Source organism: Agrobacterium tumefaciens (assembly GCF_009649785.1).
GTDB lineage: Bacteria > Pseudomonadota > Alphaproteobacteria > Rhizobiales > Rhizobiaceae > Agrobacterium > Agrobacterium tumefaciens.
Genome location: NZ_WJOK01000028.1, coordinates 17,076 through 29,825, shown reverse-complemented (window position 1 = coordinate 29,825; position 12,750 = coordinate 17,076). Strand labels below are relative to the sequence as shown.

At 58.7% G+C, this 12,750-nt stretch carries 12 protein-coding genes and 1 riboswitch; of the genes, 2 read left to right on the top strand and 10 right to left on the bottom strand.

All coding sequences use genetic code 11. The features are described 5' to 3' along the window. Positions 1 to 2 precede the first annotated feature (2 nt). Positions 3 to 1,169: an alanine racemase gene (alr, locus tag GH784_RS23190; protein WP_065703062.1), complete on the bottom strand. Its 1,167-nt coding sequence runs from the start codon at positions 1,167 to 1,169 to the stop codon at positions 3 to 5. 127 nt (positions 1,170 to 1,296) lie between these two features. Between alr and GH784_RS23185 the strand changes: the two genes are divergently transcribed. Next, complete coding sequence (locus GH784_RS23185; RefSeq protein WP_003500727.1) at positions 1,297 to 1,755, top strand: Lrp/AsnC family transcriptional regulator; 459 nt, start codon at positions 1,297 to 1,299, stop codon at positions 1,753 to 1,755. A gap of 98 nt (positions 1,756 to 1,853) precedes the next feature. Here GH784_RS23185 and thiD read toward each other — a convergent pair whose 3' ends face one another. From thiD to GH784_RS23160, 5 genes are read right to left on the bottom strand one after another with little or no spacing between them, the layout of a single operon-like run. Then, positions 1,854 to 2,651: a bifunctional hydroxymethylpyrimidine kinase/phosphomethylpyrimidine kinase gene (thiD, locus tag GH784_RS23180; RefSeq protein WP_065703061.1), complete on the bottom strand. Its 798-nt coding sequence runs from the start codon at positions 2,649 to 2,651 to the stop codon at positions 1,854 to 1,856. Further along, positions 2,648 to 3,310, bottom strand: coding sequence for a thiamine phosphate synthase (thiE, locus tag GH784_RS23175; RefSeq protein ID WP_065703059.1), 663 nt, complete (start codon positions 3,308 to 3,310; stop codon positions 2,648 to 2,650). Before thiE ends, thiD begins: the two co-directional genes overlap by 4 nt. Then, positions 3,297 to 4,037, bottom strand: a complete 741-nt coding sequence (locus GH784_RS23170; RefSeq protein WP_019564651.1) for a hydroxyethylthiazole kinase — start codon at positions 4,035 to 4,037, stop codon at positions 3,297 to 3,299. Before GH784_RS23170 ends, thiE begins: the two co-directional genes overlap by 14 nt. Positions 4,038 to 4,039: 2 nt before the next feature. Then, complete coding sequence (locus GH784_RS23165; protein ID WP_065703057.1) at positions 4,040 to 4,984, bottom strand: ABC transporter substrate-binding protein; 945 nt, start codon at positions 4,982 to 4,984, stop codon at positions 4,040 to 4,042. After that, positions 4,981 to 5,766, bottom strand: coding sequence for an ABC transporter permease (locus GH784_RS23160; protein ID WP_065703055.1), 786 nt, complete (start codon positions 5,764 to 5,766; stop codon positions 4,981 to 4,983). The genes GH784_RS23165 and GH784_RS23160 overlap by 4 nt, the downstream gene beginning before the upstream one ends. Positions 5,767 to 5,894: 128 nt before the next feature. Further along, positions 5,895 to 5,997: riboswitch (TPP riboswitch) on the bottom strand. A 181-nt stretch (positions 5,998 to 6,178) separates the two neighbouring features. On the opposite strand from GH784_RS23160, the gene GH784_RS23155 reads away from it, so the two are divergent. Continuing rightward, positions 6,179 to 7,468 carry a pilus assembly protein gene (locus GH784_RS23155; protein WP_065703053.1) on the top strand — a complete coding sequence of 430 codons (1,290 nt, stop codon included), beginning with the start codon at positions 6,179 to 6,181 and terminating at the stop codon, positions 7,466 to 7,468. A gap of 85 nt (positions 7,469 to 7,553) precedes the next feature. On the opposite strand, the gene GH784_RS23150 is transcribed toward GH784_RS23155, so the two are convergent. The 4 genes from GH784_RS23150 to GH784_RS23135 form a co-directional block, all read right to left on the bottom strand. After that, a complete protein-coding gene (locus tag GH784_RS23150) occupies positions 7,554 to 9,548 on the bottom strand; it encodes an alpha-glucosidase (protein ID WP_065659518.1) in 1,995 nt (664 codons plus the stop codon). Positions 9,549 to 9,560: 12 nt separating this feature from the next. Further along, positions 9,561 to 10,418, bottom strand: a complete 858-nt coding sequence (locus GH784_RS23145; RefSeq protein WP_003500737.1) for a carbohydrate ABC transporter permease — start codon at positions 10,416 to 10,418, stop codon at positions 9,561 to 9,563. Between the two features lie 4 nt (positions 10,419 to 10,422). Beyond that, a complete protein-coding gene (locus tag GH784_RS23140) occupies positions 10,423 to 11,334 on the bottom strand; it encodes a carbohydrate ABC transporter permease (protein WP_003510821.1) in 912 nt (303 codons plus the stop codon). 174 nt (positions 11,335 to 11,508) lie between these two features. Then, a complete protein-coding gene (locus GH784_RS23135) occupies positions 11,509 to 12,744 on the bottom strand; it encodes an ABC transporter substrate-binding protein (protein WP_065703048.1) in 1,236 nt (411 codons plus the stop codon). Positions 12,745 to 12,750: the final 6 nt, after the last annotated feature.

The window sequence follows — 12,750 nt, the reverse complement described above, 5'->3', positions numbered from 1 at the left end:
TCTCACTTATGGCTGACAGATGTTGAAGCGACGGCCGGGGTTTCGCCCGGCTGAATATAATTGCGGCGGTAACGGCGTCCGAGGCCGGTCAGGATTTCATAGGCGATCGTGCCCGCATCCTCGGCAATGTCTTCCAGCGTCTGGTCAGGCCCGATCATCTGCACGAAGCTGCCTTGCGTCAATGTTCCCAAGGGCAGGGCGGATATATCGAGAATGATGCTGTCCATTGAAACGCGACCAGCGATGGGTAGGCGAACGCCATTGTACCATGCCGCACCGCGATTGCTGAGCGATCGCGGCAGGCCATCGGCATAACCAGCCGCGATCGTCGCAAGCCGCGTCGGCCCGGCCGCTTCGAAAGAGCCGCCATAACCGACCAGCGATCCGGCGGGAACGTCGCGGGTCTGAATGACGGCGACATCAAGCCGGACAACCGGTTTCATCGGGTTGGGACGGGTAACGGAGGGCGCGCCGCCATAGAGCGCGATGCCGGGGCGTAGCAGGGAGTTGTGATAGTCGTTGCCCAGAAAGATGCCGCCGGAATTGGAAAAACAGACGGATACATTAGGAAAAGCGACAGCGGCTTTTCGCATCACAGAGAGTTGGGCGGCATTGGAGAGGTGATCCGGCTCGTCGGCGCAGGCGAGGTGGCTCATCACGAAGGCGATGTCGATGTCATCAAGCAGTTGCGGCCGGGAGGCGAGGACTTCAAGCTCTTCGGGAGAGAGGCCGAGACGGCACATGCCGGTATCGATCTGCACTGCGGCGGGTAATGTCTTGCCAAGATTTTTGGCGTGGGCCGCCCATTGGGCGATCTGCTCGAGCGAATTCAGAACCGGTGTGACGGCCATGGCTGCGCAGGAGGTTTCGTTACCGGGCTGAAGCCCGTTGAGGACGAAAATCCGCGCTTCCGCTGAAAGACGCAGCCGGAGCGCCAGCGCTTCATCGATATGGGCGACGAAGAAATTCCGGCAGCCCGCTTCAAACAGCACCTGCGAGACGATATCCGCGCCGAGGCCGTATGCGTCAGCCTTGACGACCGCTGCCGTCTGCGATGTGGGTGCCATTGCCGCAAGCGCGAGATAATTATCGCGCAATGCGCCAAGATCGATGGTCAGATGGCCGCTTGCACCACCCGCTGCCTGCTGGCGGCTGATCTGCATGTCCATGGTCGTTCACCCTCATTTTTATCACATGAGAGTATTGCAACGATTGTCGAATTTCTTGGCTATTGTTCGAATAAGATGCGATAAAAATGCAATCTACGCAACTTTCATTGTCATATTGGAATTTTCTATGTCGTCACTCGACGCGACAGACCGCCACATCATCCGCCTGCTCCGGCTCAATGCCCGCATCAGCAATGCGAAACTTGCTGCGGAAGTCGGCCTTTCGGCTTCTGCCTGCCTTCGCCGGGTCGATATTCTGGAACGGGAAGGTATCATCCGGGGCTATACGGCGCTGACCAGCGGCCTTGCCGGCGGCGAGGTGATCTCGGTCATCGTGCAGATCACGCTCGACCGCCAGACGGAGGATTTTCTCAACAGGTTTGAGAACGCGGTGCGGCGTTATCCAGAAATCCGCGAATGTTACCTGATGACGGGCGGGTCGGATTATTTCCTGCGATGTGAGGCGGAAAGTGCGGGCGATTTCGAGCGCATCCATAAGGAGATTCTGTCGAAGCTGCCGGGTGTTTCGCGGATTCATTCGAGTTTTGCGATCAGGAATGTGCTGGCGACGCCGAAGGCGCGGTGAGTAGTTTTTTCGAAAGGACAATTACGCAGCGGAATATGCGGTTACCCCCTCTGTCCGGCAGGACAGAGGGGGTAAGCCCCTCACTCTGCATGTCGATGTCACCCCCACCACCGATAAAAATGATGCACCGGTCCCCGACCGTTCCCGACGGCAAGCCCCCGACCAGCGTCAAGCGCCCCATTCAGATAGTCCTTCGCAAGACCAACCGCCTCACGCAATTCACAACTCTTGGCCAAATGAGCCGTAATCGCCGCCGCCAGCGTGCAGCCGGTCCCATGGTCGTTTTTCGTGTCCACTCGCTTAGCGGAAAGCGCCTGCATGGTGCCGTCTGCAAACAGATAATCCGTACTCTGCGGCCCGTCGCCATGGCCGCCCTTGATGAGCACGGCTTTCGCGCCCACCTTCAGGATCATCTCGGCCTGACGGGTGATCTCCGCCTCGGTGTCTGCAATCGGCAACCCGGTGAGAAGCGCTGCTTCAGGCAGGTTCGGCGTGACGATGGTGGCGAGCGGCAGCAGGTCGCGCCGCAATGTCTCGATCGCATCCGCATGCAACAGACGGTCGCCGGAGGTCGCAACCATCACGGGGTCGAGCACCACCGGCTGGGGCTGCTGCCGAAGCCTTGCAGCTATGGCCGCGATGGTTTCGATCCGCGATACCATGCCGATCTTCACCGCATTGACGGCAAGATCGGAAAAAACAGCGTCCATCTGCGCGACGATGGTGGTGACGGAAATATCCTCCACAGCCGTCACACCTTTGGTGTTCTGGGCGGTGATGGCGGTGATGACGCTAGCGGCATAGGCGCCGAGTGCCGAGAAAGTCTTGATGTCGGCCTGAATGCCAGCGCCGCCGCCGCTGTCTGAGCCGGCGATGGTCAATGCGATTGCTGTCATGACTGTCTCGCTTTCAACGCTGCATCGACTGCCGCGCGGAAGTCCCTGGTTGCGCTGGCAATATCGCCTGCGCGGAAGATTGCAGAAATAACGGCGACACCATCCGCACCGGCAGCGATGACGTTCGGCACGCGGGCAAGATCGATACCGGCGATGGCGCCCACCGGCATGCCCGGCCGCAATTCGCGGAGCAGAGTGCGGAGCGTCGTAAAGCCGTCAAGGCCGACAGGCTTGTCTGGATTGACCTTGGAAACGGTTTCGAACACGCCACCAATGCAGGCGTAATCGGCGGGCATGGAGGCCGCCCGCTCGCCATCGGCGCGGTTCTTGACGGTGAGGCCGATGATCGCCTTATCTCCAAGGATGCGTCTGGCGGTTTTGGCATCCATATCATCGGCGCCGAGATGCACCCCGTCCGCGCCAGAGGCGAGCGCCACATCCACCCGGTCGTTGATGACCAGCGGCACGCCCGTGCCGGCAATGGCTTCGCGAATGGCGCTGGCGTTTTCGATCATCTCCCGCGTGGAGGCGTGTTTGTCGCGATATTGCAGAATGGTCGCGCCGTTGAGTGCGGCCGCCAGAGCAAGCTCGCCCAAGGGCGCAACATCGCCGAGGCTCGCATCGACCAGCGCGTTGAGACGGTAATCAACCTTGTTCATGCTCAATCCTCGCATGGTTTATTATGTCTTCGCCGGAAATTTCTGAAAGCACATCCAGAAATGCCGGCTCGAATGTGCCGGGGCCTTTGGCGTTTTTCGCTGCCAGTTCGGCTGCGACACCCGTGATGGCGAGGGCGGCGGCGGCGGCCGTCAGTGCGTCTTTTTCCACCGCCATGAAGGCGGCGATGACGCCACCCGATAGGCAACCCGTGCCTGTCACCTTCGCCATCCACGGGTGACCGTTGACGATTCTGACACTCCTTGTGGCGTCGCGCAGGTTATCGACAGGTCCGGTCTCTATCCTGATGGCGTTCGGAACAGCACCGATCAGGCTCATCTCAGCGCTGTTGCCGCGCACGATGGTGGGTCCAAGCGAGATCAGGTCACGCGCGAACGCCAGTCGCGATGGCGAATAGTCGCAATGCACGGGGTCCAGAATCCACGGCTTGCCAGCCGCGCGGGCGATCTCGACGGCAAATCGAATGACTTTTCGCCGGTCGGCGTCGAGCGTGCCGAGATTGATCGTTACCGCATCGGCTTTCGTGACGAAAGCACCGATTTCTTCGAGTGAGGTTGTCATCGAGGGTATGCCGCCGACAACGGTAATGCCGTCCGCGGTGAATTTCTGTACCACGGTGTTCATCAGGCAATGCACGCGCGGGCGCGTCTGCCTTACCCTTTCGAGGATCTCTGCGGCCTTCGCCGCAGTCGGAAAACTGTTTGCCATGGTTATTGCAACTCCACGGCAATGTCTTCCGCCGCCGGCGCCTGCTTGATCAGTTGCATGTCCTGCATGAAGGTGCCGAAGCGTGTGTAGCGGGTGCGATCGAGTGCGGCTGGACGTTTGGCGAAACGCGGCAGCGTATCGAAAAACGCCTGTTTGTTCAGCGCGTCGTCAAGGTTCGGATAGGCCTTGATGAAAAGCTGCCAGGATTCTTGTGGGTGGTTGGTGATGAAAATCGCCGCCTGCTCAACGGCCGAGAGAAAACGCGGCAGGCGGCTATCTTTCACGAGATCTCGATGGGTGACGAAGATGAGCTCGTCATAGGCGGGCACGCCATGCTCCTCGGGGAAGAACGAGCGGCCTTCGTGGCCCTCAAGCTTCATCTGCGTCAGTTCGAAATTACGGAAGCCGCCAAGCGTGGCATCGACCTTGCCGGCGATCAGGGATGGCGAGAGTGAGAAATTGACGTTGACCAGTTCCACATCGTCTTTCGTCAGTCCCTCCTTCTCCAGCATCCGCTTCAGCATCGCATCCTCGAAGCCGGAAACCGAGAAGCCGACCTTCCTGCCCTTCAGGTCCTTCAGGCTCTTGATTGGACCATCGGCCAGAACGGTGACGGTGTTCAGCGGGGTTTCCACCAGCGTGCCGAAACGGACAAGCGGCAGCCCGGCATCGTGGTCGAGATAGAGGTTCGGCTGGTAGTGAACGCCGATATCGGCCTGTTTTGCCGAGACGAGACGCGGCACGGCGGATGGGTCCGCAGGCGGGATCAACTCGACCTCCAGCCCGGCATCTGCGAACAGGCCGCGTTCCTTGGCGATCACCATCGGTGCATGGTCCGGGTTCACGAACCATTCCAGCAATACGGTAAGCTTGTCTGCCGCCTGCGATTGCGCGGGCGAAAGCACGCTTGCTGCCGCAACGATGAGGGAAAGAAGAGTTCGTTTCATGATGCCGAAAGTCTCCGCAAATGTTTGAAAGGAATGACGTGGTCTGTTTCTTTGGCCCAAGGGGCGAGATTGGCCGTTGCCCGGTCGACGACAAGCCGCAGCAGCACCGCCATGAGGGCGAGAATGGTCATGGCGGCGAACATTGTGTCGGTCTGCATGCGGGCATTGGACTGGATCATGACAAAACCGAGCCCGGCGGAGGCGCCCACCCATTCGCCAATGACCGCGCCGAGCGGGGCGAGCGGAGCTGCGACCCTCAGCCCGGAAATGAGTGAGGGAAGCGCCAGCGGCACACGCAGCCGGGTGAGGATTTGCCAGTGGCTCGCCTCCGTCAGCGACGCGGCATCGAGGATTGTCCGATCCGTGCGATTGAGGCCGTCGGTAAAGGCTGAAGCGACGGGGAAAAAGATGATGATCGCCGTCATGACAACTTTCGAGGCCATGCCGAAACCGAACCAGAGTACGAGAATGGGGGCCAGCACGAAGACCGGAAATGCCTGCAACACGAGAACCATGGGCCAGACGAGGCGGCCAAAACGCGGGACGGCGGCAATCGTAAAGGCAACGAGAATGCCGGCGGCAATGCCAGCCGCAAGCCCGACAGCCATTTCACCTGATGTCACCATGGCCTGTCCGAACAGGAAAGCTGGCTGGCGCAGGAGTGCTGCGGCAACATCGGCCGGCGAGGGCAGGATGTAGCGGGGAGGTGCGAACAGCCAGATGCCCAGCTGCCAGACAAACAGAATAAGAACGACGCCCTTCAGCGCATGGGAGGCACGCATCGGCCGGGGCTCAGACGCAGCCGTACCGTATACGAAGGGAAGGATGTTTCATCATCATCGTTCGGTCTCCAGCTGTGGCGATCACGGAGATCCGGGCAAAGCGGAGAAGAGAAAGGGCAGTACCGCAAACGCGCTACAGTTTCCGTTCCTACGCCGGCATGACCCGGATCAGGTTCAAGGGTCCGGCTCATCGCCATCTCAGCACCGTCTGGTGCTCCCCTCGGAAGAGACTGTTTTGCTAGGAGGGTTTTGAAGTAATGTCAACGTTGAAAGTTAACGAGAATATTGGCGAATTTGCCGCGAACATATTAGTTGTTGATTATATTAAGTTTATCAAAAATTAGTTATTTATTGAAACCGCTTTTCAATTCCGCTGTATTAGCTTCAGCTCCCAGATTGTTTGGGGGCGAACTTGAAAAACTTCTGGCAAGAGAAATCTGGAAATTTTGGCATTCTGACCGCGCTGCTCATGGTGCCTCTGTGCGGGGCTGCCGGTGTGGCGCTCGATATTACGCGCGGCATGTCGGTCAAAGCCGATCTGCAGCAGGCGGCGGATTCCGCGGCTCTGGCGGCAGTCGCCGATATGTCCGCAAGTGTTCAGGCGGCAAAGAAGATGTCGGGGGACGGTGTCATTCCCGTCGGCAATGAAGAAGCCCGGGCATTCTTCGATGGCAATCAGCGCGGCGACGCGGACTACACCATAACCTCTGTCGATGTTTCGGTGATCAAGCACGGCAATGTGGTCGAGTCGTCCGTCAGCTTCAAGGCGTCGGTCAGCACGACGCTCTCAGGGCTTCTGGGGAAGGATTTCGTTTCGGTTGCCGGCACGGCCACGGCCAAATACGAAACGGAAACCTTCAGCGATTTCTATCTTCTGCTTGATAATACGCCCTCCATGGGAGTGGGCGCGACACCCACGGATGTTGCCACCCTGGTTGCGAATACTGGCGATAAATGCGCTTTTGCCTGTCACATCGTGAAGGAAGGCGTGGCAGACCCGAACAGCTATTACTTCAAGGCCAAGAAACTCGGGGTTACGACGCGTATCGACGTGGTTGCCAAGGCAACCGCCAGCCTGATGGACACGGCAAAGTCCACGCGCAAAAGCAGCAATCAATATCGCATGGCCGTCTATACCTTCGGGGAACGGGCGGAAGATACCAAGCTGCTTGAGGTCGTTTCGCTAACCTCGGATCTGGACGCAGCAAAGAAAAAAGCTGGTGAAATCAACCTGATGTCAATCCCCTATCAGGGATACAACAACGACCAGCAAACAGATTTCGACCGGGCACTGATCCAGATTGGAGATAAGGTCGGCAGTTCGGGCACGGGCTCAAGCTCGGCGAACCCGGATAAGGTTATTTTCTTTGTTTCAGACGGGGTGGGCGACAGTTACAAGCCCTCCTCCTGTACGAAAAAACTGACGGGAGGCCGCTGTCAGGAGCCGATCGACATCAAAGACTGTACGAAACTGAAGGAAAAGGGTTTTCGTATCGCGGTGCTTTATACCACCTATCTGCCGCTGCCGACGAATGACTGGTATAATAGCTGGATCAAGCCCTTTCAGGCGGAAATTGGCTCACGCATGCAGAGCTGCGCTTCCCCGGGTCTGTACTTCGAAGTCAGCCCGTCCCAGGGCATCAGCGACGCGATGACGGTACTGTTCAAGAAAGCCATTACATCACCACGCCTGACGGGCTGATGGCCGTCTAGCGAGGCCTGTTAAAGCATCGGTTGAACGCCGCAATATCTGCGGCGTTTTTTGGAAATGGTCGGAAGGTGATGCTTCAAGCGATATTACGAAGCCGTTCAAATAACGCAGTAAAGGGCGTTTCAGCGCGGTAGAACACAGCCGGCTGGCCTATCGGAGCCTCCACGGTGATCTCGTGCCCGCCAAAATACCGCGCGCCACTCCAAAGATGCATCCATTCCCCATCGCCCGGAAGGTAAAGCGTGCGCTGCGTCTCCCCCGCCTTCCAAACTGGTGCGACCAGCATGTCGGCCCCATAGAGATAGCTGTCCTGAATGGCATAGGTCTGCCGGTCGTTCTCGTGATGCAGGAAAAGCGGGCGCTGTACCGGCAGGCCGTTTTCGGCCGCTTCGGTGGAAAGCGATTTCAGATAGGGGGCGAGTGCGACATAGATTGCCGTCATGCGGGCAAAATGGCCAAGAACGGTCTCGTCCTGATCGATCTGGAGATTGTCGCGCGGGCGATTGCCCTCATGGGTTCGCATGACAGGGGTAAAGGCTGCCATCTCCGTCCAGCGCATGATGAGTTCCGGGGTTCTGACATTGCCGAACAGGCTGGTGTAACCTCCAATATCGGAATGGTGATAGGCATTGCCGAGAAGACCGGAGGACAGCGCACCGCATATGACGGTGACGAGACCGTCATGGCGGGAGAAATCGACGGACTGGTCGCCGCCCCACAGCAGCGGGCAGTGGGCTTGCACACCGGTAAAGCCCGCGCGCATGAAGAACAGCGCTTCGCCGGTTTTGCCGCGGCTTTCAACGGCCTTGGCGTTGACCTCTGCCCAGAGCGTCGGCCAGGCATTGTGCATCAGCTTGGCGTCGATGCCGTTCGATAGCGTGATGTCGATCGGCAGATATTCGCCGAAATCGGCCATCCAGCCGGAAAGGCCGAAATCAAGCATGTTCTTGCCGATGATCTCTTCGGAAAACCACTCGGCTGCGGCCGGATTGGTGAAATCGACCACGCCACAATCGAACTCGCCGAAATCCACGAGCGCCGTCTTGCCGTCCGCGCCGGTGGCGAAATAACCGGCCGCCTCCGCCTCCGGAAAAAGCGGGCCGTCGACGCAGAGATAGGGGTTCACGTATCCCAGAAAACGAATGCCCTGATCGGCAAGCTCGGCGATCTTCTGACGCAGATGCGGATAACGCGCCTCATTGGCCTGCCAGTCCCAGAAGAGCCGGGCGCCGAAGGATGTCTGGCGAAGCCCCACCCAGTCCTCGCACCACAGGCCGGAGACCTTGGTTCCGGCAGCGCGGATTTTTTCCAGCCGGGCAAAGGAGTTGGCGCCATCCTTTAACCCGATGATCGCGCCGCCATAGACCCACTCCGGCAGTTCCGGCTGGCGTCCGAACCGCAGCGAGAGGGCGGAAACGATATCGGTGAAACGATCGCCGGTGAAAAACTCGATCCTTTCGGGGATCGCCCAGATCTCGACTTCGTGGAAATCTTCGTTGCGGAAATCGAAGACCGAATAGGCGCTGGTTTCCACATGCAGCGCATATTTGCGCGATGACAGATAGGTCGGCTGCGGGTAATTGGTGTTGTAATAATCGCCACCCGCCTTGCCGCTGACGTCAGCCTGGAAGGTGATTTCAGCGGTCTTGTCGCGGCCGACACCGGGTTCGGAGGTCCAGAGCGGAAAGCGGCGGCCGCGCATGTCGAAATAGGACATCTGTTCGCCACCGCCCCAGACATGTTCGTCCTCATCTGCGATGATCCGCAGCCACAGCCGATTGATGGTTTCATCCAGCGCCGTGACCCTGATGGCATTTCCATCCAGCGCCAGATGAAGGCGCGCGGCCTGCCCGGGTGCGGAAGACAGCGTAACGCTGTCGCCACTGACTTCGGCGTGGCGGAGCGCAGTTCGTTCGATGACATAGTCCTCGATATCGAAATTGCCGCGATACATATCCATCCGCTCCTTGCCGAAACCAGCAAAGAAAGCCGGGTTCTCAGGCGAATGAGAAAGAATGGTGTGGCTGCCAATCGCAAGCGTGAAGCCGTCTTTGGTCTTTTCGAATTGCATGACTATACCTGTTTAACCCTTGAGACCGCCGGCGGTGAGACCGGAGACGACGCGTTCCTGAAAGATGACGATCAGGATCGCAACCGGGACGATGCCGACCACCAGCGCCGCCGAGATGACGGGCCAGGGGAAAGCGAACTCACCCTGGTAAAGCTGGATGCCGACCGGCAGCGTGCGCAGTGCCGGATTGGAATTGAAGGAAAGCGCCAGCAGGAATTCGTCCCAGGCGTTCACGAAAGCGAGAATACCGGCGGTGAAGACGCCTGGCGCGCATAGCGGCACGACAACCTTGAACAGCGCGCCGATGCGGGTGCAGCCATCAATCATGGCGGCGTTTTCCAGATCGCGCGGGATGCTTTCGAAGAAGGATACCAGCATCAGCGTGCAGACCGGCAGGGAAAGCACGGTGTAAGGCAGTATAAGAGCGGTCCAGCTATTGAGCAGGTTGAGCGCACGCATGATCTCGAACAGAGGCACCAGCAGCGTTACCAGCGGGAATGTGGAAACGGCGATGATGAGCGAGAGGATCAGCGCCCGGTACTTGAGATCGAGCCGCGCCAGCGCATAGGCTGCCAGCACCGAAATCAGAATTGTGAGGGCCGTGGAAAGAAGCGCGACCATGAAGCTGTTGAACAGGAAGAGGTGCAGCGGCTGGTCGGAAAAGGCCTGCATGTAATTGGCGAGCGTCGGCGCATGCGGAAACCATGTGATCGGTTTCACCGTCAGTTCCGCTTCGGTTTTCAGCGAGGTGAACAGGATCCATATTGCCGGAAACAGGCCGTTGACCAGCAATATGGAGGCCGCAATGAAGCGCAGCGGCTTGCCGGAGAAGAAGGAGGACAGACCGGAGGAGGTCGCAACGGTGCTCATGGGATCAGTCCTTCGTCCTGATAATGCGGAGATAAACGGCGGTGACGCACATGGAGAGCGCAAACATCATGACCGCCAGTGCCGAACCGTAACCGAGATCGAGGAAGGAAACGGTGTTCTGGTGAATGTACATGGCGAGCGTCGTGGTTGATGTGCCGGGGCCGCCGCCGGTCATCATGTATGGAATATCAAAAGTCTGCAGCGCCGTAATCGTACGGAAGATGAGAGCAACGACGATCGAGGGTTTTAGGAGCGGCAGCGTGATCTCGAAGAACTGCCTGAGCTTGCCGGCGCCATCCACATCGGCGGCTTCATAAAGCGAGCGCGGAATGGTTTGCAGCCCTGCAAGGATCATCAGTGCCATGAAGGAAGACGTCTTCCAGATGATGGTCAGGCAGATGGCCGCAAAGGCCCAGTTCGGGGAGTTGAACCAGATGATGCCTTCAAAGCCCAGCCGGTTCAGCACATCGTTGACCACGCCGTATTCGTAGTGGAAAAACCACGCGAAGATGAGGCCGGCGAACGACAGAGGCAGCGCCCAGGGGATGAGCAGTGACAGGCGCATCGGCCATTGCATCGAAAACGGCAGGTTGGCGAGGAGCGCAAGGCCCAGGCCCATGAACAGCGCTCCAGGCACCGTTATCAGCGTTATCAGCACCGTATTCCAGGTCGTTTCCCAGAAAATCGGGTCATCAAGCATCGCCGTGTAGTTTTCAAAGCCGATGAATTCCGCCGGCAGGCCTGATGTCAGCGAAAGGCTGAAAAACGAGGTGTAGACGAGACGCGCCACCGGATAGACGATGATAAGCGAAAGAAGAATGGCTGCAGGCGCCAGCAAAAGCACGGCAAGCGACCGGTCACCGAGATCGAGCCACCGCGTCCAGCGCGGCTGCGGTTTCTCGTCCACCCTGACCATTGTTCTCTCCGGCATCGTCACGTCTGCCACTCCCGCAACTGAATTCACGTCATCGTCTCCCGATCAGACCGGTTAAGTCCCGGCCCGTTTATCGCGCCGTTCAGGCGATTTTCACTGGCTCGGCCAAACAGGCCGGCAACGGCATGTCCTGCATGCCGCCCCCGGCCACAGGGCTTAGCGCAATACGCGGCGCAGACGGCTTTCCATCTGCTTTGCGCCGTCTTCCGGCGACATCACGCCCGCAAGCACGCCATTGACGGTGGTGCGGATCGTTTCGCTGACCTCGTTGTAACGCGGTGTGACCGGACGGGCCTTTGCCGTTTCAACAACCGGAAGAGCATCCGCAAACCAAGGGATGGACTTGGTCACCTCAGCATCCTTGTAGAGCGAGGCATAGGTGGGCAGCAGCGCGGCATTGATGGCCATGAACTTCGAAACATCCTGGCTGGACAGATATTCCACCAGTTTCTTGGCTTCGTCCTGCTGCTTGGAATAGGCGGAAACGCCGAATTCCCAGCCGCCGAGGCACGTCGTCTGCTCTCCGCCCTTGACGGCCGGCAACCGGGCGACGCCAACCTTGTCGTTCACTTGGGATTCCTTGCCCTGAAAATGGGTCCAGGCGTAGGACCAGTTGACGGCGAAGAGAACCTTGCCCGCCTGGAATTCCTTGCGCGTGTCGTCGGTCGCCACTTCGGAAATGTTCTTCTTGGAAATGCCTTCGTCGACGAAGCTCTTCCAGAGCTTCAGCGAATCCACGGCCGCCTGATTGTCGAAATTCAGCTTGCCGTTTTGAACCAGCGACTTGCCTTCGCTCCAGTAGGGCAGCAGGAACGTGCATACCGCACCTTCGATGGCCTTACCCTGGAAGGAGAGGCCCTGAAGTTCGGGGTTCTTTTCGCCCTCCATCACCTTTTTTGAGGCTTCCTTCAGCTCATCCCAGGTGGTCGGCGGCTGGATGCCGTACTTGTCCAGCAAGTCCTTGCGATAGTAGAGGAACATGGAATCGGCGAACGCTGGCAGCGCCACGATCTTGCCGTTCACGGTGTTTGCTTCTGCATAGGTCGGCAGGTAGGCGGACAAGTCTTTGCCGGAGAAATCGCTGGTCCAGCCAGCGGTTGCGAACTGTGCGGGACGGATGACATCGAGCATCAGCACGTCGAGGCTTGAATCCTTGGCAGACATGACGGTGTTGAGATATTGCGCCTGCATTTCGGAGGTGTTACCGCCGGTCTCGATCACGACTTTCACGCCCGGCGTCTTCGCCTCATATTGATCGAGCGCCTTGCGCCACACGTCGGGTTGATGCTGGCTGGAAACGAAGATTTTGAGTTCGGCGTCGGCAAAGGCCTGTCCCGAAAAGCTGAGCATCGTTGCGCAGAGCGCCGCTCCCGTAAGGGCTTTGAATTTCATGTTTTC

Bases quoted from the DNA above. Each gene is read 5' to 3' on its own strand.
- alr (WP_065703062.1), bottom strand. From the start codon at position 1,169: ATGGACATGCAGATCAGCCGCCAGCAGGCAGCGGGTGGTGCAAGCGGC.
- GH784_RS23185 (WP_003500727.1), top strand. From the start codon at position 1,297: ATGTCGTCACTCGACGCGACAGACCGCCACATCATCCGCCTGCTCCGG.
- thiD (WP_065703061.1), bottom strand. From the start codon at position 2,651: ATGACAGCAATCGCATTGACCATCGCCGGCTCAGACAGCGGCGGCGGC.
- thiE (WP_065703059.1), bottom strand. From the start codon at position 3,310: ATGAACAAGGTTGATTACCGTCTCAACGCGCTGGTCGATGCGAGCCTC.
- GH784_RS23170 (WP_019564651.1), bottom strand. From the start codon at position 4,037: ATGGCAAACAGTTTTCCGACTGCGGCGAAGGCCGCAGAGATCCTCGAA.
- GH784_RS23165 (WP_065703057.1), bottom strand. From the start codon at position 4,984: ATGAAACGAACTCTTCTTTCCCTCATCGTTGCGGCAGCAAGCGTGCTT.
- GH784_RS23160 (WP_065703055.1), bottom strand. From the start codon at position 5,766: ATGCGTGCCTCCCATGCGCTGAAGGGCGTCGTTCTTATTCTGTTTGTC.
- GH784_RS23150 (WP_065659518.1), bottom strand. From the start codon at position 9,548: ATGCAATTCGAAAAGACCAAAGACGGCTTCACGCTTGCGATTGGCAGC.
- GH784_RS23145 (WP_003500737.1), bottom strand. From the start codon at position 10,418: ATGAGCACCGTTGCGACCTCCTCCGGTCTGTCCTCCTTCTTCTCCGGC.
- GH784_RS23140 (WP_003510821.1), bottom strand. From the start codon at position 11,334: ATGGTCAGGGTGGACGAGAAACCGCAGCCGCGCTGGACGCGGTGGCTC.
- GH784_RS23135 (WP_065703048.1), bottom strand. From the start codon at position 12,744: ATGAAATTCAAAGCCCTTACGGGAGCGGCGCTCTGCGCAACGATGCTC.